This window comes from Xanthomonas sp. CFBP 8151 (assembly GCF_011761885.1).
GTDB lineage: Bacteria > Pseudomonadota > Gammaproteobacteria > Xanthomonadales > Xanthomonadaceae > Xanthomonas > Xanthomonas arboricola_B.
The window spans coordinates 1,276,830-1,303,559 of record NZ_JAASQZ010000002.1 but is presented as its reverse complement, the minus strand read 5'-3'; the positions used below and the strand labels follow the sequence as shown (position 1 = coordinate 1,303,559).

The following is a 26,730-nucleotide window of genomic DNA, read 5'->3' as shown; positions in this document are numbered from 1 at the left end:
ATCTGCGCCGGATCGCTGCGGACATATCGGGGGCCGGCGTCCCTGGAGAATGCTGTCGTGCGACTGCAACGCTGCAGGTCGATGGCGTCGCGTACTCGGCAGCGATGGGCATCGGAACTGCGATGCGCTGCCCGCGCAGGGCACTGGTCAGAACGCAACCCGCCGCATGCGCAGTCGCAACTGTGTTGCCGTATCACCATGCCCGCGCATGCAAACGTCACCTGGTGTGATTGCGGAACTTCGGCGCTTGCATGTGCGGTACGCGACGGTTGTAGGCATGCGTCATGCTTTCCGGCAGCGGGCGGCCAATGCGTCTGCAGCAGGAAGATGGGATTGCGGTTGTGCTGTCTGCAATCGTTGGCCGATGTCATTGCTGAGACGTTGCAGGACAGGGAGGATGGAGCGAAAAAAAAAACGGTGGCCGCAGCACTAGCTGCGCCCACCGTAATCGATTCGCCCGTGCGGATTACTTGGTCGCGCGGCGGGCGTACTTGCTCAGAATCGACATCTGCGGCTTGTCGCTGCCGTCCTTGCCCGGCTGGACGGTGAAGAAGTACTCCGGCTTCCACCATGCGCCAGCGGCCCACCAGGTCCAACCCAGCCACACGTCGCTATTGTTTTCGATATAGCTCAGCATGCCTTCCAGCGCCTGGTCGCAGACCGGATTGTTGGCGGTGCCGAACTCGCCCAGAAAGCCCTTTTGCTTGTTCTCGCGCAGCCACGCGGTAAAGCCGCGCAGCTTTTCTTCGCCAACCGTGGCGCTGGTGCACACCGGCTTGGTGCCGCTGTAATCGTTGTCCAGATACTGATGCGCCTCGAAGGCCAGGTTGTTGCCCGGGTCCTTGAGAATCTCCAAGGCCTTGGCGTTGGAGACGCCATAGTTGGAACTGCGCCAGCTGTGCGCGCCACTGTAGGCGGTGCCCGGCACCAGAATCAGGTTCCTGGCGCCGGTCTTGCGGATCGCGTTGATCGCGCCTTGCGCGGCGCTTGCCCAATCGGTGGCGGAAATGCCGTTGGGCTCATTCATCAGCCCGAAGATCACCGACCTGTCGTCCTTGAATTCGAGCGCCAGCCGGCGCCACAGATCCGCCACCGCGGCCGTGGGCACCTCGCTGCTGCCGATGCGCTTGCCGTTGTACTTGGCGTAGTTGTGCACATCCAGGATCAGGTACTGCTTGTTGGCCTTGGCCGCAGCCACCGACTTTTTCAGCAACGCCAATTGCGCCGGATCCAGATCGCCGCTGAGCTGTGGCTGCAGGCGCTCCCACAGGAACGGCAGACGGATCGTATTCATGCCCTTGCCGGCGAAGTAACTGAAATCCGACGCGGCCGGGTAGGTGTAGTCCTTGAACAGGGTGCCGGGTTTCTTGCGCGAGTTGAATTCGGCGCCGGACAGATTGACGCCGACATACTTCAGGCCACTGGACTCCTTTCCAGGGCGGGCAGGCTCCTTGGCGTGCGTCAGTGGCATTGCAGCCAGCAAGACCAGTGCGAGTGCAGCACTCCGCAGGGATGTGACATGGGGGGGAGAGCGGAACATGGAAGCCTCCTTCGGCATCGACGTAGGCGGCCGCAGGGGGAGGGCACGGCCAGCAGGGATGGTGCAGGGCAGGACGGTGGTGGATCAGCGTAGAAGCTCTCGCGTTAGCGCGCCATTCACGCCGGCGAACGCGGATTTGATCATGCGCAAACACCTGCAGGGCGCACCATGCCGCTTTGGTCATGTCCGCAACCCGACAGGCAAGATGCACTGTCGCAGGAGCGCGACAGGCGCCTGTCTTAAGCTAGAGCCACTTATTCTTTAGTCTTCCGCACTGTCGCGGGGGACGTCACTTCCTGGAGTCTCCCCATGAGCCAAGCCCGCGCCTACGCCGCCCAAACCGCCGATCAACCGCTTGCACCGTTCGTGTTCGAACGACGCGCCCCAGGCCCCAACGATGTGCAGATCGATATCGCCTACTGCGGTGTGTGTCACTCGGATCTGCATACCGCACGCAACGAATGGCACAGCACGCGCTACCCGTCGGTGCCCGGCCACGAGATCGTCGGCCGCGTCACCGCAGTCGGCGATGCGGTCGCCGGCTTCAAGGTCGGCGATCTGGCCGGTGTCGGCTGCATGGTCGACAGCTGCCGCAACTGCGCGTCCTGCCAGGAAGGCGAAGAACAGTATTGCGAGCAGGGCTTCACCGGTACCTACAACGGCCCGATGTTCGGTGGCGGCGAGAACACCTACGGTGGCTATTCGGACCACATCGTGGTCGACCAGAAGTACGTGCTGCGCATCTCGCACAGCGACAACCTGGCTGCAGTCGCCCCGCTGCTGTGCGCCGGCATCACCACCTATTCGCCGCTGGCGCACTGGAAGGTCGGTCCCGGTCAGAAGGTGGGCGTGGTCGGACTGGGCGGTCTGGGCCACATGGCGGTGAAGATCGCCAAGGCGATGGGTGCCACGGTCGTGCTGTTCACCACCTCCGAGAGCAAGCGCGCCGATGCGCTGCGCCTGGGCGCGAGCGAAGTGGTGGTGTCCAGGGACGAGGCGCAGATGGCCGCGCAGACCAACACGCTGGACTTCATCCTCAACACCGTCGCCGCGCCCCACAACCTGGACCCGTTCCTCAATGCGCTCAAGCGCGACGGCGCGATGGTGCTGGTGGGCGTGCCTGAGGAATCGCATCCTTCGCCGAGCGTGTTCAATCTGGTCATGAAGCGCCGCACCCTGGCCGGTTCGTTGATCGGCGGTATCCGCCAGACCCAGGAAATGCTGGATTTCTGTGCCAAGCACAACATCGTCTCGGACATCGAAACCATCCGCGCCGACCAGATCAACGAGGCCTACGAACGCATGCTCAAGAGCGATGTGAAGTACCGCTTCGTGATCGACATGGCCACGCTGGACAAGGCGGCCTGATGGCCTGGCCTGCAGCCCTGCCACAGGGCTGCAGGCCGATCGCCTGTACTGCGGTCGGCCCAGGCGATGCCGCAGGGAATGCATCGCCTGGGTTTTCGAACGGCAGTGCATGGTGGTGTTACTGCACGACGTCAGTCGTGTAAATCGGATCAGCAGCGGAGCGGCACGGCCTGCATGGATGGCCCGCTACGCGGACACCGGGGAGGCGTGCAGCTTGCCGACCACAGGCAATGTACTGCGCGGGCGACGCACAGGCATCGGTGCGGAGAACAGCAGGTTCAGTGCGGGCAGGCGGCCCGGTGCGCGCAGCAGGCACAGCACGGCCGGCACCAGCACGCCGATGCCCAACAAGGCGAAGAACAGTACCGTCCCCTCATCGATCCAGCGCGGCAGCAGGTAGGCCAGCACGATGAACGGCGGAAAGTGGCTCAGATAGAACACCACCGAATTGCGGCCCACATAGCGGACCGCCTGCGCGGCCGGCTGCCGGTTTGCCCACGTCGCCACGGCGATCAGCAGTGGCAGCGCGATCAGCACCAGCGGCAGGTAGCCGATCCAGATGCTGTGCAGCGTGGTGAGATTGGCGATCAGCACGATGGCGCACAGGCTCAGGCACGACAGCGGCCACATCCAGCGCGGCGCCTGCCGTAGCAGCGCCGGCACCCGGCCGGCCAGCAGCGTGCCGAGGTAGAAGAACGCAAAGTAATAGAACGGATCGGCGCCCTGACGCAGCAGCGGACCCAGGCAGACCGAGCCCAGCACGGTGGCGGCCAGGACCAACGGCGCCGGCAGCCGGCGCAGCAACGGCATCAGCACCAGAAACACGAACAGGTAGAACAGGAACCAGGTCAGCGCCACGTTGCCGACCGCGATCTTGCCCAGATCCAGCCAGGCGATCGGCTCGGCCTTGGCCAGCACCGAGCCTGCCTCGCGCAGGGCGAAGATCAGCACCGACCAGAGCAGGTAGGGATACAGCACATGCCGCAGCTTGCCGCCGAGGTAGGGCGCGATGCCCTTGTCCAGCCCGCGCGCCACGAACAGGCCCGAGAGCAGGAACATCAGTTGCATGCGCAGCGGCGCCAGCGAGCGATTGAGGCGTTCGATCGACAGCATCAGTGCGCTGCTTTCTTCAGCGGCGCCGCCGCGCAGTTCCGGATAGGCATCGAAGGCGAAGCCATAGGCATGCAGCACGATCACCATCAACACGCTGGCACCGCGGAGCCAGTCCACCCAGTCGTCGCGACCGTGTTGGCCGGTAGTGAGTTGCTGTGTCATGAGGTTGCTTCCTTGGTAAGGCCCACGGCTTCGCCGCCGCGTGGCGCGGCGACAGGTGAATGAGGTCTAGGGAGTCCGCGGCGTTGCGCGCACCCGGGACGGACCGACTTCCATCGCTGCCGAGTACGTTCGGTTCGGCGCAGGGCGTCCTGCGCATCGGTGGTGATGCGGGGGATCGCGTTAGACAGCGACAGTCGATATGTGACTTAAATCACACTTTGCAGACAGGTGCAATCGTTGAGGCTGCAGATCGATGCAGCCCTGCCTGCATGCCGATTGCAGGCTCGAGCGTGCGTACAGCGGGCTCGCATGGCGGATAGGCGCTTGTGTTTGCTGACGTTGTCAGGCGCAGTGCATGCTCGGCGCGGTGTCGGTCGCGGCGCAAGCTTGCGTGTCTCGGCGCGCGTTCCGGGTCGGATAAGACACGACCTGCGGCTGCGATGTTGCCTTCGCACCGGAAGGCGTCTGGCCTGCGTGGCAGGCAGGTAGAGCCCAGGGACTTGAGCCAGGCGAGGGTTCTTCGTCGCCCGCGCGGGCGTTTTCCGCGCGGTGGATGCGCCGCATCGGGCAGCGTCATGCGGCCTGGTCGCCCATGCAGCGTGCGGATTGCGCGCACGCGAGGACGCAGCCAGCGGTGGGCCCGAGCCCACGCGCTGGTCCGCACTCAGGCCGCGGCCGGTTCCTTGACCTGCGCCTTGACGCCGAGCAGCTGCACGATACTGCCGGCTGCATCGCGGCCTTCGGCCACGGCGGTGACTACCAGGTCGGCGCCGCGTACGCAGTCGCCACCGGCGAACAGGCGTGGGTTGCTGGTCTGGTAGGGCAGGCGGCCGTTATCGTCGGCCGGTGCGACGATGCGGCCGTTGCTGCCGGCTTCCACGCCCTGCGATGCCAGCCAGTCGGGCAGGGTCGGCGAGAAGCCGAACGCGATGATCACCACGTCCGCTTCCAGCAGCGATTCGCTACCTTCCACCGGTACCGCGTTGCGACGCCCGCTGGCATCGGGTTCGCCGAGCCGGGTTTCCATCACGGTCACGCCGATCGCCTCGTCGTCGGCGCCGGATTCGATCGACAGCGGCTGACGGTTGAACAAGAAGCGCACGCCTTCCTCGCGCGCGTTGGCGACCTCGCGTGCCGAGCCCGGCATGCTGGCCTCGTCGCGCCGGTACGCGCAGGTGACCTTGGCCGCGCCCAGGCGGATCGCGCTGCGCACGCAGTCCATGCCGGTGTCGCCGCCGCCCAGCACCACAACGCGCTTGCCGTTGAGATCGGGCAGCGCCATCTGGTCTTCCCAGCCGGCGATCGGCCGGCCGTGCGGGTCGTTGCCGCTGACGATGCGGCTGTTCTGCACCAGGAACGGCAGCGCCGGCAGCACGTTCTTCAGGTCCTGCCCGGGCAGCCCGCCATCGGTGTAGCGGTAGGCACCGGTGCCCAGGAACACCGCATCGAACTCGCCCAGCAACTGCTCGATGCTGACGTCCTTGCCGATCTCCACGCCCAGGCGGAACTGCACGCCCATGCCTTCGAGGATCTCGCGGCGCTTGCCGATCACCGACTTGTCCAGCTTGAAGCTGGGAATGCCGAACTGCAGCAGGCCGCCGATCTGCTCGTAGCGGTCGTAGACCACCGTCTCGATGCCTGCACGCACCAACCGGTCCGCGCAGGACAGGCCGGCCGGGCCGGCGCCGATCACCGCCACCCGCCAGCCGCTCGGCTGCACGTTACCCAGGTCCGGGCGCCAGCCCATCTTGAAGGCGGTATCGACGATGTATTTTTCCACCGCGCCGATGGTGACCGCGCCGAATTCCTCCAGCGTGCAGCTGCCCTCGCACAGGCGGTCCTGCGGACACACCCGCCCGCATACTTCCGGCAGCGGATTGGTGGAATGGCACAGCGCGGCGGCTTCTTCGATGCGGTTTTCCTGCACCAGCTGCAGCCACTGCGGGATCGCGTTGTGTACCGGGCATTTCCAGCTGCAGTACGGGTTGCCGCAGTCCAGGCAACGGCCGGACTGGTACTGCGCGTCGGCCTTGTCGAATTTGCCGTACAACTCGCCCCAGTCACCGGACGTACGCAGCTCCACCGGAATGCGCGTGGGCATGGTCCGGGGCAGGTCGAGGAATTGGAAGGCTTGCTTGCGGCTCATAGGGCGGGAATCGGGAATGGGGAATGGGGAATGGGGAATCGCAACGGCGGCTCTGCGAGGGAAGCGAGAATCGACGAACCAGGTTTTCACCATTCCCGATTCCCGTTTCCCCAATCCCGTCACTCAGGCGGCACGCCTGAGCGACTCGGTCAGCGACTCGATGCTGGCCGCCTTGGGTTTGACCAGCCAGAACTTGCCGATGTAGTCGCGGAACTCGTCCAGGATCTGCTGCGCCCAGATGCTGCCGGTCAGCTCGCGGTGGCGGCTGATCAGGGTGTGCAGGTGCTGGCGATGGTTCTCGAAGCCCTCGGCGGAGACGCGGTGGATGTCGATCAGCTCATGGTTGTAGCGGTCCACGAAGTCGCGTTCGATATCCAGCACGTAAGCCAGCCCGCCGGTGAAGCCGGCGCCGAAGTTCAGGCCCACCTTGCCCAGCACCAGCACCACCCCGTCGGTCATGTACTCGCAGCAGTGGTCGCCGGCGCCTTCCACCACCGCCAGCGCGCCGGAGTTGCGCACCGCAAAGCGCTCGCCGGCGCGCCCGGCCGCGAACAGCTCGCCGCCGGTGGCGCCGTACAGGCAGGTGTTGCCCACGATCGGCGTGCTGCGGGCCTCGAAGCGCGCGCCGCGCGGCGGGCGCACCACCAGCCGGCCGCCAGCCATGCCCTTGCCGACGTAATCGTTGGCCTCGCCTTCCAGCTCCAGCTGCAGGCCACCGGCGTTGAACGCGCCGAAGCTCTGCCCGGCGCTGCCGCGGAAGCGCAGGTTGAGCGGTGCATCGCTCATGCCGTGGTTGCCGTGCACGCGCGCGATGGCGCCGGACAGGCGCGCGCCGATCGAGCGGTCGGTGTTGTGGATCAGGAAGCGATGGTCGCCGCCGCGTTTGTTGGCGATCGCATCGGCGAGCAGGCCGTCCATCTGCGTGGCCAGGCTGTCGGGCGATTCGTACAGGCGCTGGGCGGCGCAGTGGCTGCCGTCGTAGCGCGCATGCGTCAGCAGGCGCGACAGGTCGACCTTGACCCCGGCACGCGGCGAGACCTCCAGCTGTTGGAGCAGGTCGGTGCGGCCGACGATGTCGTCCAGCGAGCGCACGCCCAGGTAGGACAGCCACTGGCGCACCTCTTCGGCCAGCAGGCGGAAGAAATGCTCCACGCGCTCCGGCAGGCCGGTGAAATAGCCCGCACGCAGGCGTTCGTCCTGGGTGGCCACGCCGGTGGCGCAGTTGTTGAGGTGGCAGATGCGCAGGTACTTGCAGCCCAGCACGATCATCGGCGCGGTGCCGAAGCCGAAGCTGTCGGCGCCCAGCAACGCGGCCTTGACCACGTCCAGACCGGTCTTCAGCCCGCCATCGGTCTGCAGGATGGTGCGATCGCGCAGGTCGTTGGCCACCAGCGCCTGGTGCGACTCGGCCACGCCCAGTTCCCACGGCACGCCGGCATAGCGGATCGAGCTGACCGGGCTGGCCCCGGTGCCGCCGTCGTGGCCGGACACGGTGATCAGGTCCGCGCCGGCCTTGACCACGCCGGCGGCAATCGTGCCGACGCCGGCGTGCGCGACCAGCTTCACCGACACCAGTGCGGTCGGATTGACCTGCTTGAGGTCGTAGATCAGCTGGGCCAGATCCTCGATCGAATAGATGTCGTGGTGCGGTGGCGGGCTGATCAGGCCGATGCCGGGCTTGGCGTAGCGCAACCGCGCGATCAGCTCGTTGACCTTGTGCCCGGGCAGCTGACCGCCTTCGCCGGGCTTGGCGCCCTGGGCGACCTTGATCTGCAGCACCTCGGCGTTGACCAGGTACTCCGGGGTCACGCCGAAGCGGCCGGAGGCCACCTGCTTGATCTTGGAGCGCTTCTCGGTGCCATAGCGGGCCGGATCTTCGCCGCCTTCGCCGGAATTGCTGCGTCCGCCCAGGCGGTTCATGGCGATGGCCAGCGCTTCGTGCGCTTCGGGCGACAGCGCGCCCAGGCTGATCGCGGCGGTGTCGAAGCGGCGCAACACGTCTTCGGCCGGCGCCACCTCGTCCAGCGGGGTCGGGGTGTCGGCACGCTTGAGCTGGACCAGATCGCGCAGCGTGGAGGCCGGGCGCGAATGCACCGCGTCGACGTACTTCTGCCAGTCGCCGGCATCGCCGGTGCGGGTGGCGCGCTGCAGCGTCATGACCACATCGGGGTTGTACATGTGGTACTCGCCGCCGTGCACGTACTTGAGCAGGCCGCCCACCTCCGGCTTGAGCTGGTCGTTCCAGGCGCGCGCGGTGAGCTCGCGCGCCTCGGTGTCCAGCCGCGCCAGGCCCACGCCGCCGATGCGCGCGGGCGTCTCGGCAAAGCACAGCTCCACCACGTCCGGGTCCAGCCCGACGATCTCGAACAACTGCGCGCCGCGATAACTGGCGATGGTGCAGATGCCCATCTTGGAGATGATCTTGGACAGGCCCTTGTAGATGCCCTTGCGGTAGCGGCGGCCGATCTGCGACTGCTCGCCGCCCTTGCTCAGCTGCAGGATGCCGCGCCGGCCCAGGTCGAACAGCGTCTGGTAGGCCAGATACGGGTACACCGCGGTGGCGCCGAAGCCGAGCAGGCAGGCCATGTGGTGCGCATCGCGCGCGGTGCCGGTTTCGATGATCAGGTTGACGTCGCAGCGCAGGCCCACCTTGCACAGGTGGTGGTGCACCGCGCCGGTGGCCAGCAGCGCATGCGCCATCGGCCGGTCCGGCACCGGGTAACGGTCTGACAGCAGCAGCATGACGGCGCCAGCGCGCGCGGCCGCTTCCACTTCCTGGCAGATCCGTTCCAGGCCGGCCTTGAGGCCTTCCTCCACGCTGTAGGACAGGTCGATCAGCCGGTTGCGCTCGACGTACTGCTCCATCTTCAGCAGCTGGCGCAGCTTGCGCTGGCTGAGCACCGGCGAGTTGAGGATGACGTGGTTCACCGTCTCGGCGCCGGCATGGAAGATGTTGGTCTCCTTGCCGAGCTGGGTGGTGAGCGACATCGCGATGCCTTCGCGCAGTGGGTCGATCGGGGGATTGGTGACCTGCGCGAAGGCCTGGCGGAAATAGTCGTACAGCGGCCGGGTCTGGCGGCTGAGCACCGCCATCGGGGTGTCGTCGCCCATTGAGCCGGTGGCTTCCTGCTCGGTCTCGGCCAGCGGGCGCAGGATCTGCTCCACTTCCTCGGTGCTGAGCTGGAACAGCTTGTGGTAGCTGCGCAGGGTCTGCTCGCTGAAGGGTTCCTCCACCAGCGAGGGGTCGATCAGCTCGGTCTGCAGATAGGTCACGCCCTGCTGCAGCCATTGCTTGTACGGCGCGCGCGCGCGGTTGATGCGGTCGATGGCGTCCGAGTCCAGCAGATCGCCGCGCTTGAGATCGATCGCCATCATCTCGCCCGGGCCCAGCTTGCCCTTGCGGGTGATGCGCTCGGCCGGCAGTTCCCACACGCCGGCCTCGGAGGCCACCAGGAAATGGCGGTCGGAGGTCAGCATCCAGCGCGCCGGGCGCAGGCCGTTGCGGTCGAGCATGCAGGCGGCGTAGCGGCCGTCGCAGGCGACGATGCCGGCCGGGCCATCCCACGGCTCGGTGTTGAGGCCGTAGAACTCATAGAAGGCGGCCAGGTCGGCGTCCTTGAACTCCAGCGACTGGGTCGCCGGCGGCACCAGGATGCGCAGCGCCTGCAGCAGGTCCATGCCACCGGCGATCAGCAACTCCAGCATGTTGTCCAGGCTCTGCGAGTCCGAGCCGTGCATGGAGATCACCGGGTCGAACTGCGCGATATCGAAGCGCGGGGTCTGCCACACCTTGCTGCGCGCCTGCGCCCAGCGGCGGTTGCCTTCGATGGTGTTGATCTCGCCGTTATGGGCGAGCAGCCGAAACGGATGCGCCAGCGGCCAGCGTGGCAGCGTGTTGGTGGAAAACCGCTGGTGAAAGACAATCGCGCTGGAGGACAGGTCGCTGCGCTGCAGGTCCGGGTAGAACGTGCTCAGCTTGTCCGGCAGCACCATGCCCTTGTAGCTGATGCCGTTGGGCGAGAGCGTGGTGACGTAGAAGTTCTCCACTTCGCGCAGTGCCTGCTCGGCGCGGCGGCGCGCCAGGAACAGCGCCAGGGTGAAGCCGTCTTCGCTCTGTTCGGCGCCGGCATCGACGAATACCTGTTCGATGCGCGGCAAGGTGGCGCGTGCCAGCTGGCCGCAGACGCTGTCGTCGGTGGGTACCACGCGCCAGCCGCGGAACTGCACGCCGGCGCCATGCAACTGGGTTTCCAGTTCGGTGCGACAACGTGCGGCATCGGCCTCGTCCAGCGGCAGGAACACCACACCGGCCGCGTAGCGCGTGCCCAGGGGAATGCCGGCATCGCGCGCCAGCCCGCGCAGGAACGCGTCGGGTTTGCGGATCAGCAGACCGCAGCCATCCCCGGTGAGCCCGTCGGCCGCCACGCCGCCGCGGTGGGTCATGCGCGAGAGCGCCGCAATCGCGGTGTCCACCAGCGAGCGGGAAGGTTGGTCGTCCAACTGGGCGACCATGCCGAAACCACAGGCGTCGCGCTCGTCGCGCGCGCTGTTGTAGAGACCGTTGTCGTTGAGCCCTTGGCGAGTGCGGGGGGCCATGTCTGCCTCTTTGCGATCTGGGAGAGCGGCGACGACGTTGCAGCGCTCGATCCGTGGAGCGTTTCGAAGAGGTCACCGGATGATCGACTAGACCACAGTTGATGCGGTGCCGCAATACACCGTTACAGCTGCAACGAGGGTGGCCGCAAGGCCTTGTGCCAGCTGGCTCGGCGCCGGTTCGCCAACAGGCGCCAACGTGTGCTCAGCCGCAACGCACGGAGGCGATCACGTTCTTGGCATCCACTTCCAGATTGAGCCGCTCGCCATTGAACTCCATCGTGGTCATCTGACCGGGTTTGAGCACGCGTACAGATTTGGCGCCGGCATCGTTGCGGGCCTGTTCGCTCACCGCATCGGTCAGCGCCTGGCCCACCAGCGATTGCACCTGGGTGGCATCGCAGCTGCCGATCGGCGGCGCTTCGGGTGCGGCGGCCGGCGCTGGTGCGGCCGCTTGTTCGGCGGCTTGCTGGGCCTTGGTGGAGACGGCTTCCTGCTCGTCCGGTTGCGGCGAGCCGCAGGCAGTCAATGCCGCCAGCACGACCAGGGTACAGGCCAGGTGGACGGTAGGCAGGACAGCGCGCATCGATAGCTCCAGCACAGTTGGGGAAGCCCAAGCATAAGCACAAAACCGCTCGCGGGCATCGCTTGCCCACATGGCGTTGGCGTAGCGTTGACGCAGCCTAGTCCTGCCTGGCTCAACAATCGACGCCTGTCCTTCAATCGGCGCGCAATGAAAGCCAAACGTGTTCTTCGCAATGCTGCAGACGGTGTCGGCGCCGCCGGCAAGCTGGTCACCGTTGCCGCCGGCGCGGTGGCCGCCACGGCCGCGGTGGCGAGCGTGGCCGCAGTCGCACAGGCAAAGGCCACCGCGCGCGCGGCCGGGCTGACTTACGTCAACGATCAGCAGCCCGGCATCAGCCGCCGCAAGGCCGGCAAGAGCTTCAGTTACCGCAGCGCGGACGGGCAACGCGTGGCCGATGCCGACACCTTGCAACGCATCCGCGCGCTGGCCATTCCGCCGGCGTATACCGAGGTGTGGATCTGCGCCAAGCCCAATGGCCATCTGCAGGCCACCGGCCGCGATGCGCGCAGGCGCAAGCAGTACCGCTACCACGCCGACTGGGCGCAGGTGCGTGGCGAGGGCAAGTTCGAACGGGTGATTGCCTTCGGCACCGCGTTGCCGAAACTGCGGCGACGCCTGCGCCGCGATCTGGTCCTGCCGGGATTTCCGCGCGAGAAGGTGTTGGCGATCGTGGTGGCGTTGCTGGCCGACACCCTGGTACGTGTGGGCAATGCCGAATATGCGCGCAGCAACCGTTCCTATGGGCTGACCACGTTGCGCAACCGGCACATGGAGTTCCTGCGCGGCGGACGTGCGCGGCTGAAGTTCCGCGGCAAGAGCGGCCAGGATCACGAGATCGAAGTGGACGACAAGCAGCTGGTCAAACTGATCCGGCAATGCCAGCAATTGCCGGGACAATCGTTGTTTCAGTATCGCGACGACGACGGCCAGCTGCAGCCGGTGGATTCGGGCGAGGTCAACGACTACCTGCGCGAGGCGATGGGCGAGGATTTCACCGCCAAGGACTTCCGCACCTGGGGCGGCACGCTGGCGGCATTGCAACGTCTGGCACGCTTGCCGCTGCCAGAGCGCATCAGCGAACGCGCGCTGACCCAGGTGCAGAACGATGTCATCCGCGAAGTGGCCGATGCGCTGGGCAATACGCCCTCGGTATGTCGCAAGGCGTATATCGACCCGTGCGTGTTCGAAGGCTGGCGCGCCGGTCAGTTGCAGGCCATGGCCACCGGCGTGCGTGGCGAGCGCCAATGGGAGGCAGCGACGCTACGCTTTCTGACCGACTCGCGCAGCAAGCCACGCAAGACCAGCAGCAAACCGCGCAAGGCGGCCGGGCCGAGCCTGCGCCGTGCCAGGCCTGCGTGAGGCCGTAATCGGCGGAGATCTCCAGGGCGGGGTGATCGGCAGTTGCAGCCTGTGTGCGCCACGCAAACGTCGGCTCGTAGCCTCTGATTGCAGTGTCGGATCACTGACCGCGCGTGCTGCTCGGTCGTTCACGCGAGGTGCCGGCAGCGATCAATCGTCTGCGAGTTGCTTCTGGCGCCGTTGTGCCCAGGCGTCGCGCACGAACGTGTAGTCGTCCACGGCATCGCGGCGTGCCGCATCCATCGGCAACATCCGCGCGCGTCCATCTGCCAGCTGCAGGCCCATCAGCGAATTGACGAGCCGTGCATTGTCCAGGTAGCTGATCGGTGTCAGCTGCTGGTCGCCGAAGCGACCAACGGTGTCGCGCACGCTGCCCGGCCCCAGGATCGGCATCACCAGATAGCGCGAGTTGCGCCAGCCCCAGGTGGCAAAGACCTGCCCCACATCCTCGTTGTATTTGGGCATGCCGAAGCGGGTGGCCGGATCGAACAGCCCGGCCACGCCAACGGTGCTGTTGACCACGAAGCGTCCCAGCGACTGCGTCGCCTTGACCGGGCGACCCTGCAGGAGTTGGCTGACCGCCGTGCCCGGCTGGCCGAGGTTGGCGAACATGTTCCTGACACCGGTCTTGACCGGTCTGGGGGCGATCTTGTCGTAAGCCACCGCAACGGGACGGAACAGCACCTTGTCGGCACCGCGGTTGAAGCCGTGGATCTTGCGGTTATAGGTCTCCCACGGATCGCGCACCGGGCTGGTGCCATAGAGCGCCTGCGCGTCCTGCTCCGCGCGTGAGCTGGCGTCTACCGACGGTGGCGTCGTCGCTGTGGCGTGCGCGGCCTGCGGTAACGCCGGCTGGGTGCTGCCAGCGTCTTCCTGCGCCGGAGCATCGCCGGCGCCCTGCTGTTGCTCGGGTGGATCAAGCGTGGCTTGCGGCAGTGGCGGCGCGACCAGCGTCGATCCGATCGGCGGACCGATCACGCCAGGCGCCGGTGCGTGTGTGGTGGCAGGTCCGCTCGCGCAGGCCGACAGCAATAGCACGGTGGCAGCCGCAACAAGGTAACGGGGAGTCGTCATCGTGGGATCCTTCAAAGTTGGGTGAGGCATGGGGGGGCAACCACGTATGCGCGTTGCGCTATGCAGTGACGTGGCGCAGCCACGACCACAGCAGTGGGCCGCACCACAACGCCGTCACTCCCGCGCAGGCAATGCTCGCCATCCAGCGCAGCTGGTTCAGGCGCCGACGTTGGAAATGATGCTGTTGCAGATCCGGCAAGTCGTGCCACATCTGGCGATTGCCGGCGGGAACCGGTTGCCGTGGCGGTATGACGGAACGGTGGGTAGGCATGGTGCGGTCCAATGACATGGAACAGGGAATGGCTGAAGCAGTACGGGCGCTTCCGCGACATCGCCCGGCAGGCGGTTGTGCGGTGGCGGTTGGTTGCTGAAGGCGATGCTATGGATGACGCGCCAGCGAGGTTTTAAGAGTTTTTTGATTTGCCCTGCTCGGTAGGGATAGGTTCACGAACCGGCGTCGCGCAGGGTTTGCCAACACCCGGTTGTAGCCTGCAGTGCCCAGCGATTACGCCAGCAGCAACGTCCAGAACCGTACCTGGATGACGCCTGCCGGCAACGCCAGATGGACGCGTGCGACCGGAATCGCACCGCCGGTCAGGGTGACCCCGCAATCGTTGCGTCGATACGACTGCGTCAGGCGTTCATATCTGGATGCAGGAGATGGCCGGCACGCCCGGAAGGCCGCAGCTCACGACAAGCGCGAGCGGCTCGTTGGTCTGCATCGTGTTCTACCGTGCATAGGTGCGACATTGGATGCGATAGGTCGTCGCAGGCGGAACGTTTCGATACGTGCGCCCGATCCTGATGGCCTCCAGATCGAGCGCGTTGAGAATCCGGGCCGGAACCGAGCACTTGAATCCGTAGGTAAACAGATACAGCCGACCGCCGGGCTTCGAATGCATGAAGGCACCACGCAAGATCGCAGCCACCTGGTGCGCCGGCATATTCAACAAGCCCAGGCCGCAGACCACGGCATCAACGCACGCTCCATCGATGCGGGGTACCGCTTCGAGATCGTGTTGTTAGCCGTTCTTAACGCAGAATTAAACCCGCTCCGCGATGCTGTGCACCCACGTTTGCCTACCGATTGGCACCGAATGAAGCTGCTCCTTGTCGAAGACGATGTCATGCTGGCCGAAACCATCTGCGATGGTGCGCAGCAGGGTGGCTGGGAGGTGGACCATGTCGTCGATGCCGGTGCCGCCAACGGGGTGCTGGTCGCGCATTCGTATGCGGCGGTGCTGCTGGATCTGGGGCTCCCCGGCGAATCCGGGCTGTCGGTGTTGCGCGGCATGCGTGCGCGCTGCGATGCCACGCCGGTGCTGATACTCACCGCACGCGGGCAGCTGAGCGAGCGCATCGTCGGCCTGGACGCGGGCGCCGACGACTATCTGGTCAAGCCGTTCCAGTTCGACGAGTTGTGGGCGCGGGTGCGGTCGGTGATCCGGCGCAGCCAGGGCAGTGTGGTGCCGGTCTTCACCTTCGGCGAGGTCAAGGTCGACCGCAGCCGCCGCGCGGTGAGCAGGGGCGGCGTTGATGTGGTGCTGAGCGCGCACGAGTACCGCACGCTGCTGGCGCTGATCGAGCGGCCCGGCCACGTGCTCACGCGCGATCGCCTGCAGGATCTGGTCTACGGACCCTCCAGCGAGCTGGAAAGCAACACCATTGCGGTGTTCATCCATCAACTGCGCCGCAAGCTCGGCGAGGACCTGATCAGAACCGTGCACGGCCTGGGCTATGTGGTGGGGCAGCCGAGCGCATGAGACCTCGGTCGATCACCGCGCAGTTGTTCATGGTGATCGTCAGCGTGATCGCGGTGTGCTGGGTGGTGGTCATCGCCATCGTGCTCAGTTGGCTGCAGCTCAACCTGCAGAGCACCTGGGATGAAAAGCTCGAGGCCATCGCCACGCAGATGCTGATCACCATTCCGGCCAGGAGCAAGTTCGAGCGCAGGGCCGGCCCAGGCCTGCAATTGCCGGACACCTTCACCAGCGAGCGCGAAGAGCTGGTGTTTCAAGTCTGGATCGACCGCTCCAGGATGGTGGCGCGGACCCCGGGCGCGCCGGATTCGGCGCTGCAACCGTCCTTCACCGATGGTGCGGCCAGCACCATCGTCAACGGCGTGCAATGGCGCGTGTACGCCATCACCGACAAGACCGGGCGGGTCAGCGTGCAGGTCGGCAACCCGCAGAGCGTGGTCGATGCGGACATGCGGCACGCCGCCTGGCATGCGCTGGCATTGGCCAGCCTGTTGGTGATCGTGGCGGGCGTGGTGATGTGGTTTGTGGTGCGGCGGTCGTTGCAGCCGGTCAGAGCGCTGGGAATCGCCTTGCGGCACCGCAACCAGTTCGATCTCACCCCGTTGCCGCTGTCGAAACTGCCGCGCGAAATCCATGTGTTGGTGGCTTCGTTCAACCATATGCTGGAGCGGCTGGATGCGGCCATCGACGGCGAACGCCGTTTCATCGGCGATGCCGCACACGAGTTGCGCACGCCGTTGTCGGCCCTGCAGGCACAGGCCGAGATCGCGCTGGCGGCCGAGGACGTGGATAGCAAGAACCGCGCGTTGTCGAAGTTGCTGCGCGTGGCAAAACGCAGCACCCGGCTGTCCGAGCAACTGCTGGATCTGGCACGCCTCAACGCAGGCAGCACCGCGCCGACGCATGCCGTCACCGAACTCAGCGTGCTGGTACACCACGTCGCGCAGGAATTCGAGGTGCACGCCAGCCAGAATGCGCGCGCGCTGTATCTGGATATCCACCGCTGCGTCATCGTCTGCAACGTGGACGAGATCGGCATCCTGCTGCGCAATCTGGTCGACAACTCGCTGCGTTACACCGCCGAGGGCGGCAATATCCTGATCAGTTGCGGCTATGTGGCCGATGCGACGGGCAAAAGCCACAGTGCGCACACCAGTCAGGATCAACCAAGGGTGTATCTGCAGGTTGCCGACGACGGCCCGGGCGTGCCCGAGTCCGAGCGCGATGCCATTTTCGTCCGCTTCCACCGCGTAGCCGGCACGCCGGTGCGCGGCAGTGGCATCGGACTGTCACTGGTCGCCGGTATCGTGGACCTGCACCAGGCAAGCATCGAAACCGGGCCTGGCCTGAGCGGGAGGGGTTTCAGCGTGCGCATCGTGTTTCCGGGAATCGCCGGCGATACACGCGGGCTCTGAGGTCAACGCGCCGGATGCGCACGCGTGCCCGCTGCGCGTCGCCGTGCTACGTACAGCGACGCGGATGCGCCGGTGCCAGCGGCCCGCTCAGCCGCAGTAGATCGCGGTGATGTTGTTGTTCGGGCCGGTCTCGACGGTGAGGTGATCGCCACCGCTTTCGCTGGCGCCCTGAGCCGGGTCGGCCAGGCCGCTGGCGGTGGTGCCGCCGGTGGCGCGTTCGCCGCGGCGCACGCTGACCTGCAGGCTGTCGCTGTCCACGCGCGCACGTTCGATGGTCTGCGCCGCCGCGGCCAGGCCGACCGCGCCGCGCACCTTGTCGATATGGCACTGGCCGGAGATGACTCCGTCGATGGGCTGTACCTGCACGACCTGGTTGGAGGCACAGGCCGAGAGCAATAACACGGCAGCGAGCGGGGCGAGGGTGCGGATCATCGGGGATCTCCAGCGGAAGAATGGCGCAAGCGTGAAGAAAGCGTTGTTGGCGTGGCATGAAGACTGCCCGCTGCCCGCTGCCCGCGCCGTGGTGCCAGGCGCGCCATGCCCTGCCGCTACCCGGAACGCAGGGGTTAGACCTTCTTGCGTGACCGCGATGACCAGCTTCTGGCGATGACCTCGATTTAGGGACGACTCCACGACAAACCTTCCGGCAACGGCCGCCATGCGCAAGGCACGTGCGGTCGCTGCGCCATGCGCGCCTGCACCTGCACGTCTTCGGCCAACCCCGACGGTCCTGCCGGCGTCCAGGTCGTGTGCCCGCCGGGATGCGGCAAGCCGCTGCACGCAGGCGCCGAGCCCATGCGCAGCCAGCGCGCAGCTGTGGCAATGCAGATGGTGCCGTGCAGATTGCCGGCGCGCTTACCGCGTACGCGTCAGTCCGTGACGGTGCAGCAGCTGCCGCAGGCGGCGTTGCACCCGCTGCAGATCGGCTGCGGCGGCCTCATCCAGGATGCCTTTGGCCAAGGCGTCGAACTGCTGCCAGAACTGGCTGGGGTCGCGCACCCGCTGCGGCCAGACCGACAGCATCTTGCCCAGGTCGGCGAGTTGATGGCTGGTATGGGTGTGTCTGCGTGTGCTCATGTCGCGTCTGCCGGCCAGTCCAGTGCCACAGCGTGGACCGCGCCGTCGTCAACCAGAGTGAAAGCCAGCTCGGCCTGTGTCACGCCGTCGATCTCCAGCCGCGCCTCGATGCCCGGGCGTTGGGTGACGTTGATGACATAGGTGCTGCTGCCGAAGCGGTAGCGCAACTGGTAGCCCGGCCAGCCGGCCGGGATGCACGGGGCGATGTGCATGCGCGCGCCATGGCGCTGCAGGCCGAGCAGCGATTCGGTCAGCAGCCGGTACATCCAGCCGGCGGCGCCGGTATACCAGCTCCAGCCGCCGCGGCCGGCGTGCGGCGCTACCGCATAGACATCGGCGGCCAGCACATAGGGTTCGGCCTTGTAGCGTTGCATGCCCGCCGCGTCGCGGGCGTGGTGGATCGGGTTGATCAGGCCGGCCAGTTGCCAGGCGCGCGCGCTGTCGCCGCGGTGGGCGAAGGCCATCGTCGCCCACACCGCCGCATGCGTGTACTGGCCGCCGTTTTCGCGCACGCCGGGGACGTAACCGCGGATATAGCCGGGGTCGTGCCCGGTGCGATCGAACGGGGGCACCAGCAGCTTGACGATCCCGGCGTCGGGATCCACCAGCTGCTGGTGCATCGCGTCCATCGCCTGTGCACTGCGTGCCGGGTCCATCGCGCCGGACAGCACCGCCCAACTCTGCGACAGCGAATCGATGCGGCATTCGTCCGAAGCGCTCGAACCCAGCGGCGTGCCGTCGTCGAACCAGGCCCGCCGGTACCACTGCCCATCCCAGGCATGCTGTTCCAGCGCGGTGCGCAAGGCTTGCGCATGCGTGCGGCAGGTCGCCGCGAATGCCGCATCGTCGTGCTGCACGGCCACGGCGGAAAAGCGCAGCAACGCGTCGTAGAGGAAAAAGCCCAGCCACACGCTCTCGCCCTTGCCGTCCTTGCCGACCCGGTTCATGCCGTCGTTCCAGTCGCCGCTGCCGATCAGCGGCAGGCCGCGCTCGCCCAGCCGTGCCATGCCGCGCTGCAGGGCAAGCACGCAGTGCGCGTACAGCGACTGCATGTTGCCGCTGATCTGTGGCAGGTCGTAATACGATTCCTCGTCGGGCTTGAGGGCGCGCCCGTCGATAAAGCTCACCCGCTCGTCCAGCACGCTGGCATCTGCGGTGACGTCCAGATAGCGGCACAGCGCCTGCGGCAACCACAGAAAATCGTCCGAGCACTGCGTGCGCACGCCGCGGTCCTGCGGCGGATGCCACCAATGCTGCACATCGCCCTGCGCGAACTGATGCGCAGCGCAGCGCAGCAGATGCGTGCGGGCCAGCGCCGGCTGCGCGTGCACCATTGCCATGCTGTCCTGCAGCTGGTCGCGGAACCCATACGCGCCACCGGACTGGTAGTAGCCGCTGCGTGCCAAGAACCGGCAGGCGATGGTCTGATAGAGCAGCCAGCCGTTGGCCAGCAGGTCCACTGCCGGATCGGGCGTGCTCACCTGCACGCTGCCCAGCACCTGCTGCCACTGCGTGCGCACCGCCAGCAAGGCGGCCTGCGCTGCGGCAACCCCGCGGCTCTGGCGTGCCAGTGCCAGCGCGGTGTCGCGATCAACTGCAGCGCCCAGGCGGAACACCGTTTCGAAGCTCTGTTCGGGCGCCAGCGTCACCGGAATCTGGATCGCCGCGCACGGGTCCAGGCCCGCACCCACGCGCCCGGACAGGCGTTGCCGGCCGAGTGCGGCGGGCGCGGCCAGGCTGCCATTGCGCCCGATGAATTCGCTGCGGTCTGCGGTGATGCTGCGGCTGGGCGCATCGGCATCGAAGAACGCCACGCGCCCGTCGAACTCGGTGTTGTACGGGTTGCGCGCGGTCAGCACGCTGCTGCCCAGGTCCACCTCGCTGACCACATGCTGCTGCGAGCGTGTGCGGATGTCGCCCAGCACCCACTCCGCATAGCCGGTGACGCTGAGCCGGCGCGGGCGCCCTGACAGATTTTTCAGCCGCAGATGGCTGAACTTGATCGGCCGCTCCACATCGACGAACACCCACAGCTCGCTGCCGATGCCGTGTTCGATATGGGTGTAGACGCTGTAACCGAAACCGTGGCGCACCGTGTAGCGAGCGTTGCCGCGACACGGCAGCGCCATCGGCGACCACACCTGGCCGGTGCTTTCGTCGCGCAGGTAAAAGGCCTCGCTGGAGGTATCGCCGACCGGGTCGTTGTGCCACGGCGTGAGCCGGAATTCGTGTGCGTTCTCGGCCCAGCTGTAGCCGGGGCTGCTGTCGCTGACCACCGTGCCGAACTGTGCATTGGCCATCACATTGCACCATGGCGCCGGCGTGGCCGCGCCTTCGTCCAGGGTGATGCGATATTCGCGGCCGTCGGCAGCGAAGGCGCCCAGGCCGTTGTCGAACAACACCGGTTCCTCGGCTGCGGCCTGCAGGGTGTTGTCCAGGTAGGCGGCATGGGTGCTGGTCGGATGATCGACGCTGTCCGGCTGCTGCACCGGCTCAAGCAATGGCGGCTGCGCGCGGGCGCTGGGGTGACGTTGCAGTTGCGCGTCCAGGCTGCCGTTGGCATCGCTCAGGATCGCGCGCGCCACGGTCTGCAGCAGCACGCGATCTTCCTGCGAGATGTGTTCGATGGCGCGCACGAAGATGCCGCCGGAGCGGTCGAGCACATTGGCCTCCGGGTCGGCGGCGATCAGGCCCAGGATGGCGTCCTGCAGCGATTGCCGATAGCCGGCCTGGCTTTCATTCCAGATCACCAGATCCGCGCGCAGGCCTTTCAGGCGCCAGTACGCGTGCGCCTGAACCAGCTGCCGCACCAGCTCCAGATTGTCCGGGTCGGCGATGCGCAACAGCACGATCGGCAGATCGCCGGAGATGGCGTGACTCCACAACGCCGACTGGCCGCGATGGTTGTGCAGCAGCACCTCGTTGTCGGCGCGCAATTGCGGGTCGACGAACAGCACGCGTGCGGCCAGCCGTTCGTAGAGCATCGCGTCTTCCAGCGAGGCGTTGATCTGCCGGCGGGTGACCTGGCTCTGGGTCAGCGCCAGGTCGAACACGCGATCGGCCAGACGGCGGTCGCGGTACTTGTCGATCAACGCGGTGCAGGCCGCGCGCTGGGTGCCGACGCCGTAGACGATGTCCACCTGCGCCTGTTGATCCGGTGCCAGCGAAATACGGCAGCGGATTGCCACGATCGGGTCCAGCACCGAGCCGGCCGCGCCTGTCAGGCTGGCCTGATCGTGCAGGGCCAGCGGATTGCGGGTGCTGCGCCCGCGCCCGACAAACGCGGCGCGGTCGGTCTCGTAGGAGATCGACGCCACGTCGGCATCGTGCACTGCCACCAGATGCAGCATCCACGGCTGCGCCTCGTCGTGCCCGCGCGGGCGCCGCGTGCACAGCAACGCCTGTTTGTCGGCCAGGATCTCGGTCTGCACGAACAGGTTGCTGAAGGCCGGATGCGCCTCGTCGGCCTGCGCCGGTGCCAGCACCACTTCGGCGTAGGTGGTGATTTCGATCACGCGTGTCTGCCGCGAGCGGTTGCGGATGCGCAGCCGGCGCAGTTCCACATCGTCCTCGGCGGAAATGGCGATTTCCAGGTGGCTGTCGTAGCGCTGGTGGCTGCCCTTGAACTCGGCCTTGGCCTCGGAAAAGATCGCCTCGTAGCGCTCCACCGGGACGCAGGTGGGCTGATGCGCGGCCGACCACACCGCGCCGCTGTCCACATCGCGCAGATAGCAGAACGTACCCCAGTGGTCGCGGGTGCCGTCTTCGCGCCAGCGGGTCACCGCCATGTCGCGCGCGCGGCTGTAGCCACCGCCGGCCGAGGTCAGCATGCCGTGGTAACGCCCGTTGGACAGCAATTGCAGCGCCGGCTGGGCCAGGTTGGGGTCGCGATGGATGCGCAAGGCCATGCCCGCCTCGGCGGCCACCGGGCGTTGCGCCGCGTCGGCCAGGCCTTTGACGTATACGCCGGCGCGCGGCGCGCGCTCCTGCAGCAGCAACACCGTGGCCTGGAACTGCGGGTCGGCGACAAAGCGCCGCTGCATCGGCGCATCGCGCAACACGTGGTCCAGCGCCAGCAGCGCCATGCCCTGGTGGTGCGACATGAACGAGCGTACCAGCGCATATTGCTCGCCACGCGGCACCCGCGACGGGGTGTAGTCGATCGCCTCGTACAAGCCGAAGCGCCCGCCGAATCCCAGCGCCTGCAGCTGCTGCAGGTTGCGGCAGGCCGCATCCGGTTCGACCATCAGTGCCATCGCGCTGGCATACGGGGCGATCACCAGATCCTGGCCCAGGCCGCGCTTGAGCCCCAGGCCGGGCACACCGAACGCGCGGTACTGATAATTGCGCCGCGTATCGACCGTGTTGTAGCCCGATTCGGACACCCCCCACGGCACCGCGCGTGCGGTGCCGTAGCGGATCTGTGCCTGCACCGCACCGCGCATCGAGCGGCTCAGCAGCGTCTGCGGGTAGCTGGGCATCACCAGATCGGGCATCAGGTACTCGAACATCGAGCCGCTCCACGACAGCAGCGTCGGTTCGGCGCCGGTGTCGGTGAGCGTGCGCCCGAGCGCGAACCAGCTGTCCTGCGGCAGCTTGCCCTGGGCGATGGCCACGAAGATGCCCAGGCGTGCCTCGGAGGCGAGCAGATCGTAATGCCCGCTATCCAGGCGCTGGTCGTCGACGTTGTAGCCGATCGAGAGCAACTGCTGGGCGGGGTTGTAGAGGAAGTCGTAGTCCAGCTGCGCCAGCTGCCCGGCGATATGCGCAAGCCGTTGCAGCTCCTGCACGCGTCCGGCGGCCCAGGCCTGCACGCCGGGTGCGTGGTCGCTGACGGCGAGTTGCCGCAGCGTGGCGACCGCGGCGCCAGGGGGCTGCGTCGCATGCGCATCGGTACCGGCGGGCGTGGTTGCGCAATGGCCCACTTCGGCCAGGGCCGCCTCGCAGCTGTCGATCAAGCGTTGTGGCCACGGCTCGTCGTCGTCGCTGTCCGGCATCAGCGCCAGGATCGTGTGGCTCTGCGCCAGCAGCAGGCGCAGCGCCTGGTCGGCCTGGTGCAGGCTCGGCGCGGGCTGGCTGCAGATGCTCTGCAAGGTTTGCGACATTGCGTCCAGCGCCTGGTCGGCGGCGTCGCTGCGTGTCTGCGCTTGCGATGCCAGCACGCCCAGGGTATCGGCCAGTCCATCGAACACCGCCATCGCCACCGCCGGTGCATCCACCAGCGCCAGCAGCCCCTGCCGCAGCGTCAACAGATGTCCGACCAGGTTGCCGCTGTCCACGGTGGAGACGTAGCGCGGCAACAACGGCACCAGCGTTTCGGTGTCGTACCAGTTGTAGAAGTGGCCGCGATAACGCGGCAGCGTTTCCAGCGTGGTCAAGGTATCGGCCACGCGGGTCATCACGCCGGCCACCGTCAGGTAGCCCAGATCGTAGGCGGCCAGATTGGCCAGCAGGCCCAGGCCGATATTGGTCGGCGAGGTACGGTTGGCCACCACCGTGACCGGGTACTCCTGCACGTTGTCCGGCGGCAACCAGTGGTGCTGCGCAGTGCAATGGCTCTCGAAGAACGCCCAGGTGCGCCGCGACAATCCACCGAGGAAGGCGCGCTGCTCCTGCGACAACTGTGCCACCGGCGCGGCGGGCTGCTCGCCCAGCCAGGCCATCAGCCAGGGTGCGCCCATCCACGCCAGCCCTAGCGGCAATGCCGCCCATAACGCCAATGGCGACCACCACGCCACCGCAGCGATCGCCAAGGCCGCACTGCAGGCGGCGCCGGCCATCAGTTGTTGCTCGGCATTGCCGCTGCGCGCGCTGCGCTCCACCTCGCTGGACGGCGCCCACTGTAACAGGTGGCGCCGGGTGATCGACATCCGCACCAGGGTGCGGGCGATCGCCGACAGCTGCAGCCCGGCTTCGAATGGCAGGCAGGCCAGCACCACGCCGGTGCGCAGCAGGTGCTGACGCAGCCCCGTGCCGACCTGGCGCGCGTGATGGCGCAGTCCCAGGCCCTCCGGCGGATGCGCCAGTGCATACAGCGCCGAACACAGCCCCGGCAGCAGCCACAGCACCAGCAGCCATAGCGTCCAGCGCAAGGGTGTGGGCGAGCACAGCCAGCCGATCAACAACAAACTCAAAGCGGCTGGTGCCACCAGGCTGCGGCGCAGGTTGTCCAGCAATTTGCCGCGCGACAACCACGACAGCGGATTGCGCGCGCGTCGGCCGCCACGGTCGGGCACCCACGGCAACAGCCACGGCAGCAACTGCCAGTCGCCACGCACCCAGCGCGCGCGCCGCTTGGCATCGGTGGCATAGCGTTGCGGATGCCGTTCGTACAGCCGCACGTCGCTGAGCAACCCGGCGCGCACATAACAGCCCTCCAGCAGGTCATGGCTGAGCACACGGTTGTCGGGGAAGCGGCCGGCCAGCACCTGCTCGAAGGTGGCCACCGCATAGATGCCCTTGCCGATGAAGGAGCCTTCGCCGAACAGATCCTGATACACGTCCGACACCACGCGGGTGTATGGGTCGATGCCGGGCTCGATGCCGAACATGCGCGCAAACCGCGATTCGCCGCCCTCGCTCATGCCGGTGCCCAGGCCGGGCTGCAGAATGCCGTAACCGGCCTCGACGATCTGCCCGGACGCATCCATGCGCGGCACATTCAACGGATGCGACATCGCCCCGACCAGTGCGCGTGCCGCATCCCGTGGCAGGTGGGTGTCGCTATCGAGCGTGATCACATAGCGCACCTGCACCAGCGCGGCGACATCGCCTTGCACCTGCAGGAATTCGCTGGCCGCCTGCTGCCGCGCGTCGTCGGCGCAGAGCAGGCGGTTGAGCGCTTCGAGCTTGCCGCGCTTGCGCTCTGCACCCATCCAGCAGCCCTCGCCAGCGTTCCACTGGCGTGCGCGGTGCAGCAGGAAGAAACGATCGCCGTGCGCATCGGCATAGGCCGCGTTGAGCCGGTCGATGTGCTGCGCCGCGTGCGTCACCAGCGCCATGTCCGCAGGCAGCGATGCTTGCCCGGCATCGAGGAAATCGGTGAGCAGCGCGAAGTACAGCTGCGCGTCGCGGTTGGCCAGGTAATGCACCTCCAGCGCGCCGACCAGCTCGTCGATGGCATCGTGACTGGCCAGCATGCTCGGCATCACCACCAGCGTGCGGCAATCGGGCGTGATGCCGGCACGCAGGTCCATGCGCGGCAACGGACGTGGGCGCACCCACAACGTTGCCACCCAGTTGACCAGCGCAATGCCCAGCTCGCTGGCGGCCAGCAGCGCGATGCCGGCGGTGATCCACCACAGCGTTGGCGGCACTGCGCCCACGCCCTGCAGCAGCACGCCGGTCCACAGCAACGCGATCGCTGCGATCGGCAACAGGTAGACCGGCAACGCAACGCGACGCGCATGCGGGCGAGGGGGTGTCGGCGTATCTGACGCGGCTGGGTCGCGCAGCGCGGCACGCAGCCGCGGCAATCCCGCATCCACCAGGTAATAGCCCACATGGCTGGCCACCGGCATCGCGGCATCTGCGTGCGCCGCCAGCTGCAGCACCGCCTCGGCCACGGCCGGCTCGTCGCGCTCCAGGCGCTGCGCCAGCTGTTCCACCACATGCCGGTAGCTATCGCGGGTATGGAAATCCATACGTGCGTAGACGTCGGCCGGATCCTTGCGCAAGCGCTGCTCGACCACGCTCATGGCCTCGACGAAGTCGCGCCAATCCATTTCATCCAGGAACCGCAGGCTACCGATGCTGTTGCTGATCGAGACCTGCTCGGCTGCCTGGCGCTGGCTTTCGGCGTGCACCAGCGCTTCCACACTGTGGCCCTCGCTTGCCAGCCATTGCTCCACCCAGGCGCTGGCCATCGACAACACCGGCCCACGGCCCTGGATGCCGCGCGTGAGCTCGGCCACGAATGCACCGGTCGCCGGCGGTTGCGAGCGCGCCAGGTTGGCCACCACCACCACCACATCCTTGGGTTGCGTGGCGGCAGTGGCGTTGAGCAATGCCGCCCAATGCGCCGCCAGGCTGCTGTCGCGTCCATCGTGCATGATGTCGTCGGCAATGCGGCGCAGGTTGTCGATCAGCGCCAGCCGCAACATGATCGGAATCGCCCACAACTCGCCGAGCTTGAGCGGTGCCACCTGTTGGTAGGCGGCGATGAAGCGGCTCAACGTCACGACATCCACGCGCCCGTCGCCATGCGCCACCACCTGCAAGCCCAGCTCATAGACGCGCGGCAGACCGACCGAGGTGGGCGTGCGCACGCGCGGCAATTGCCGGCTGTAACCGGGCGGAAGATGCTGACGCGCCAGGCGCATCTGTTCTTCGACCAGATAGTAATTGTCCAGCAACCATTCGCCCGCCGGGTGCAATTGCACGCCGTCGGCCGCCATCTCGGTCAATCGCGCAGCAGTGCTGCCAAGCGCGCGTTGGTTGGATTTGAGTTGCGCCAGCAGCAGTTCGCGCGCGGGCCCGGTGTGCAGCACATGTGCCTGCGCCAGGGCCTGTCCCAGCGCCTGCATCTGTTCGTCGCC

13 protein-coding genes are annotated in these 26,730 nt (G+C 67.0%); 4 read left to right on the top strand and 9 right to left on the bottom strand.

All coding sequences use genetic code 11. From position 1 onward, the window contains the following. Positions 1–466 precede the first annotated feature (466 nt). Positions 467–1,540 carry a glycoside hydrolase family 5 protein gene (locus FHT08_RS13560; protein WP_166775361.1) on the bottom strand — a complete coding sequence of 358 codons (1,074 nt, stop codon included), beginning with the start codon at positions 1,538–1,540 and terminating at the stop codon, positions 467–469. A gap of 309 nt (positions 1,541–1,849) precedes the next feature. On the opposite strand from FHT08_RS13560, the gene FHT08_RS13555 reads away from it, so the two are divergent. Further along, complete coding sequence (locus FHT08_RS13555) at positions 1,850–2,908, top strand: NAD(P)-dependent alcohol dehydrogenase (protein WP_166775360.1); 1,059 nt, start codon at positions 1,850–1,852, stop codon at positions 2,906–2,908. A 186-nt stretch (positions 2,909–3,094) separates the two neighbouring features. On the opposite strand, the gene FHT08_RS13550 is transcribed toward FHT08_RS13555, so the two are convergent. The 4 genes from FHT08_RS13550 to FHT08_RS13535 form a co-directional block, all read right to left on the bottom strand. Further along, entirely contained in the window at positions 3,095–4,183 is a 1,089-nt protein-coding gene (locus FHT08_RS13550; protein ID WP_104536618.1) for an acyltransferase, read from the bottom strand. A 664-nt stretch (positions 4,184–4,847) separates the two neighbouring features. Further along, complete coding sequence (locus tag FHT08_RS13545) at positions 4,848–6,329, bottom strand: FAD-dependent oxidoreductase (RefSeq protein ID WP_166775359.1); 1,482 nt, start codon at positions 6,327–6,329, stop codon at positions 4,848–4,850. A 123-nt stretch (positions 6,330–6,452) separates the two neighbouring features. Continuing rightward, positions 6,453–10,925 (bottom strand): glutamate synthase large subunit, encoded by a 4,473-nt coding sequence (gene gltB / locus FHT08_RS13540; protein ID WP_166775358.1) that lies wholly within the window; start codon positions 10,923–10,925, stop codon positions 6,453–6,455. Between the two features lie 202 nt (positions 10,926–11,127). Then, the gene (locus FHT08_RS13535; protein WP_104536621.1) at positions 11,128–11,508 is read right to left on the bottom strand and encodes an I78 family peptidase inhibitor; all 381 of its coding nucleotides are present in this window, start codon (positions 11,506–11,508) and stop codon (positions 11,128–11,130) included. Positions 11,509–11,565: 57 nt separating this feature from the next. On the opposite strand from FHT08_RS13535, the gene FHT08_RS13530 reads away from it, so the two are divergent. Next, positions 11,566–12,867 carry a DNA topoisomerase IB gene (locus FHT08_RS13530; RefSeq protein ID WP_343204154.1) on the top strand — a complete coding sequence of 434 codons (1,302 nt, stop codon included), beginning with the start codon at positions 11,566–11,568 and terminating at the stop codon, positions 12,865–12,867. Between the two features lie 150 nt (positions 12,868–13,017). Here FHT08_RS13530 and FHT08_RS13525 read toward each other — a convergent pair whose 3' ends face one another. After that, positions 13,018–13,941, bottom strand: coding sequence for a VacJ family lipoprotein (locus FHT08_RS13525; RefSeq protein WP_166775356.1), 924 nt, complete (start codon positions 13,939–13,941; stop codon positions 13,018–13,020). A gap of 1,097 nt (positions 13,942–15,038) precedes the next feature. Here FHT08_RS13525 and FHT08_RS13515 point away from each other — a divergent pair. Then, positions 15,039–15,704: a response regulator transcription factor gene (locus tag FHT08_RS13515; protein WP_104598999.1), complete on the top strand. Its 666-nt coding sequence runs from the start codon at positions 15,039–15,041 to the stop codon at positions 15,702–15,704. Further along, the gene (locus FHT08_RS13510) at positions 15,701–17,116 is read left to right on the top strand and encodes an ATP-binding protein (RefSeq protein ID WP_166775355.1); all 1,416 of its coding nucleotides are present in this window, start codon (positions 15,701–15,703) and stop codon (positions 17,114–17,116) included. Before FHT08_RS13515 ends, FHT08_RS13510 begins: the two co-directional genes overlap by 4 nt. Positions 17,117–17,203: 87 nt before the next feature. Here the strand turns inward: FHT08_RS13510 and FHT08_RS13505 are convergent, their stop codons facing one another. The 3 genes from FHT08_RS13505 to FHT08_RS13495 form a co-directional block, all read right to left on the bottom strand. Next, entirely contained in the window at positions 17,204–17,548 is a 345-nt protein-coding gene (locus FHT08_RS13505; RefSeq protein WP_104606221.1) for a hypothetical protein, read from the bottom strand. A gap of 423 nt (positions 17,549–17,971) precedes the next feature. Next, the gene (locus FHT08_RS13500) at positions 17,972–18,193 is read right to left on the bottom strand and encodes a hypothetical protein (RefSeq protein ID WP_104535330.1); all 222 of its coding nucleotides are present in this window, start codon (positions 18,191–18,193) and stop codon (positions 17,972–17,974) included. Beyond that, the gene (locus tag FHT08_RS13495; RefSeq protein WP_208409060.1) at positions 18,190–26,718 is read right to left on the bottom strand and encodes a glycoside hydrolase family 94 protein; all 8,529 of its coding nucleotides are present in this window, start codon (positions 26,716–26,718) and stop codon (positions 18,190–18,192) included. Before FHT08_RS13495 ends, FHT08_RS13500 begins: the two co-directional genes overlap by 4 nt. Between the last annotated feature and the right edge of the window lie 12 nt (positions 26,719–26,730).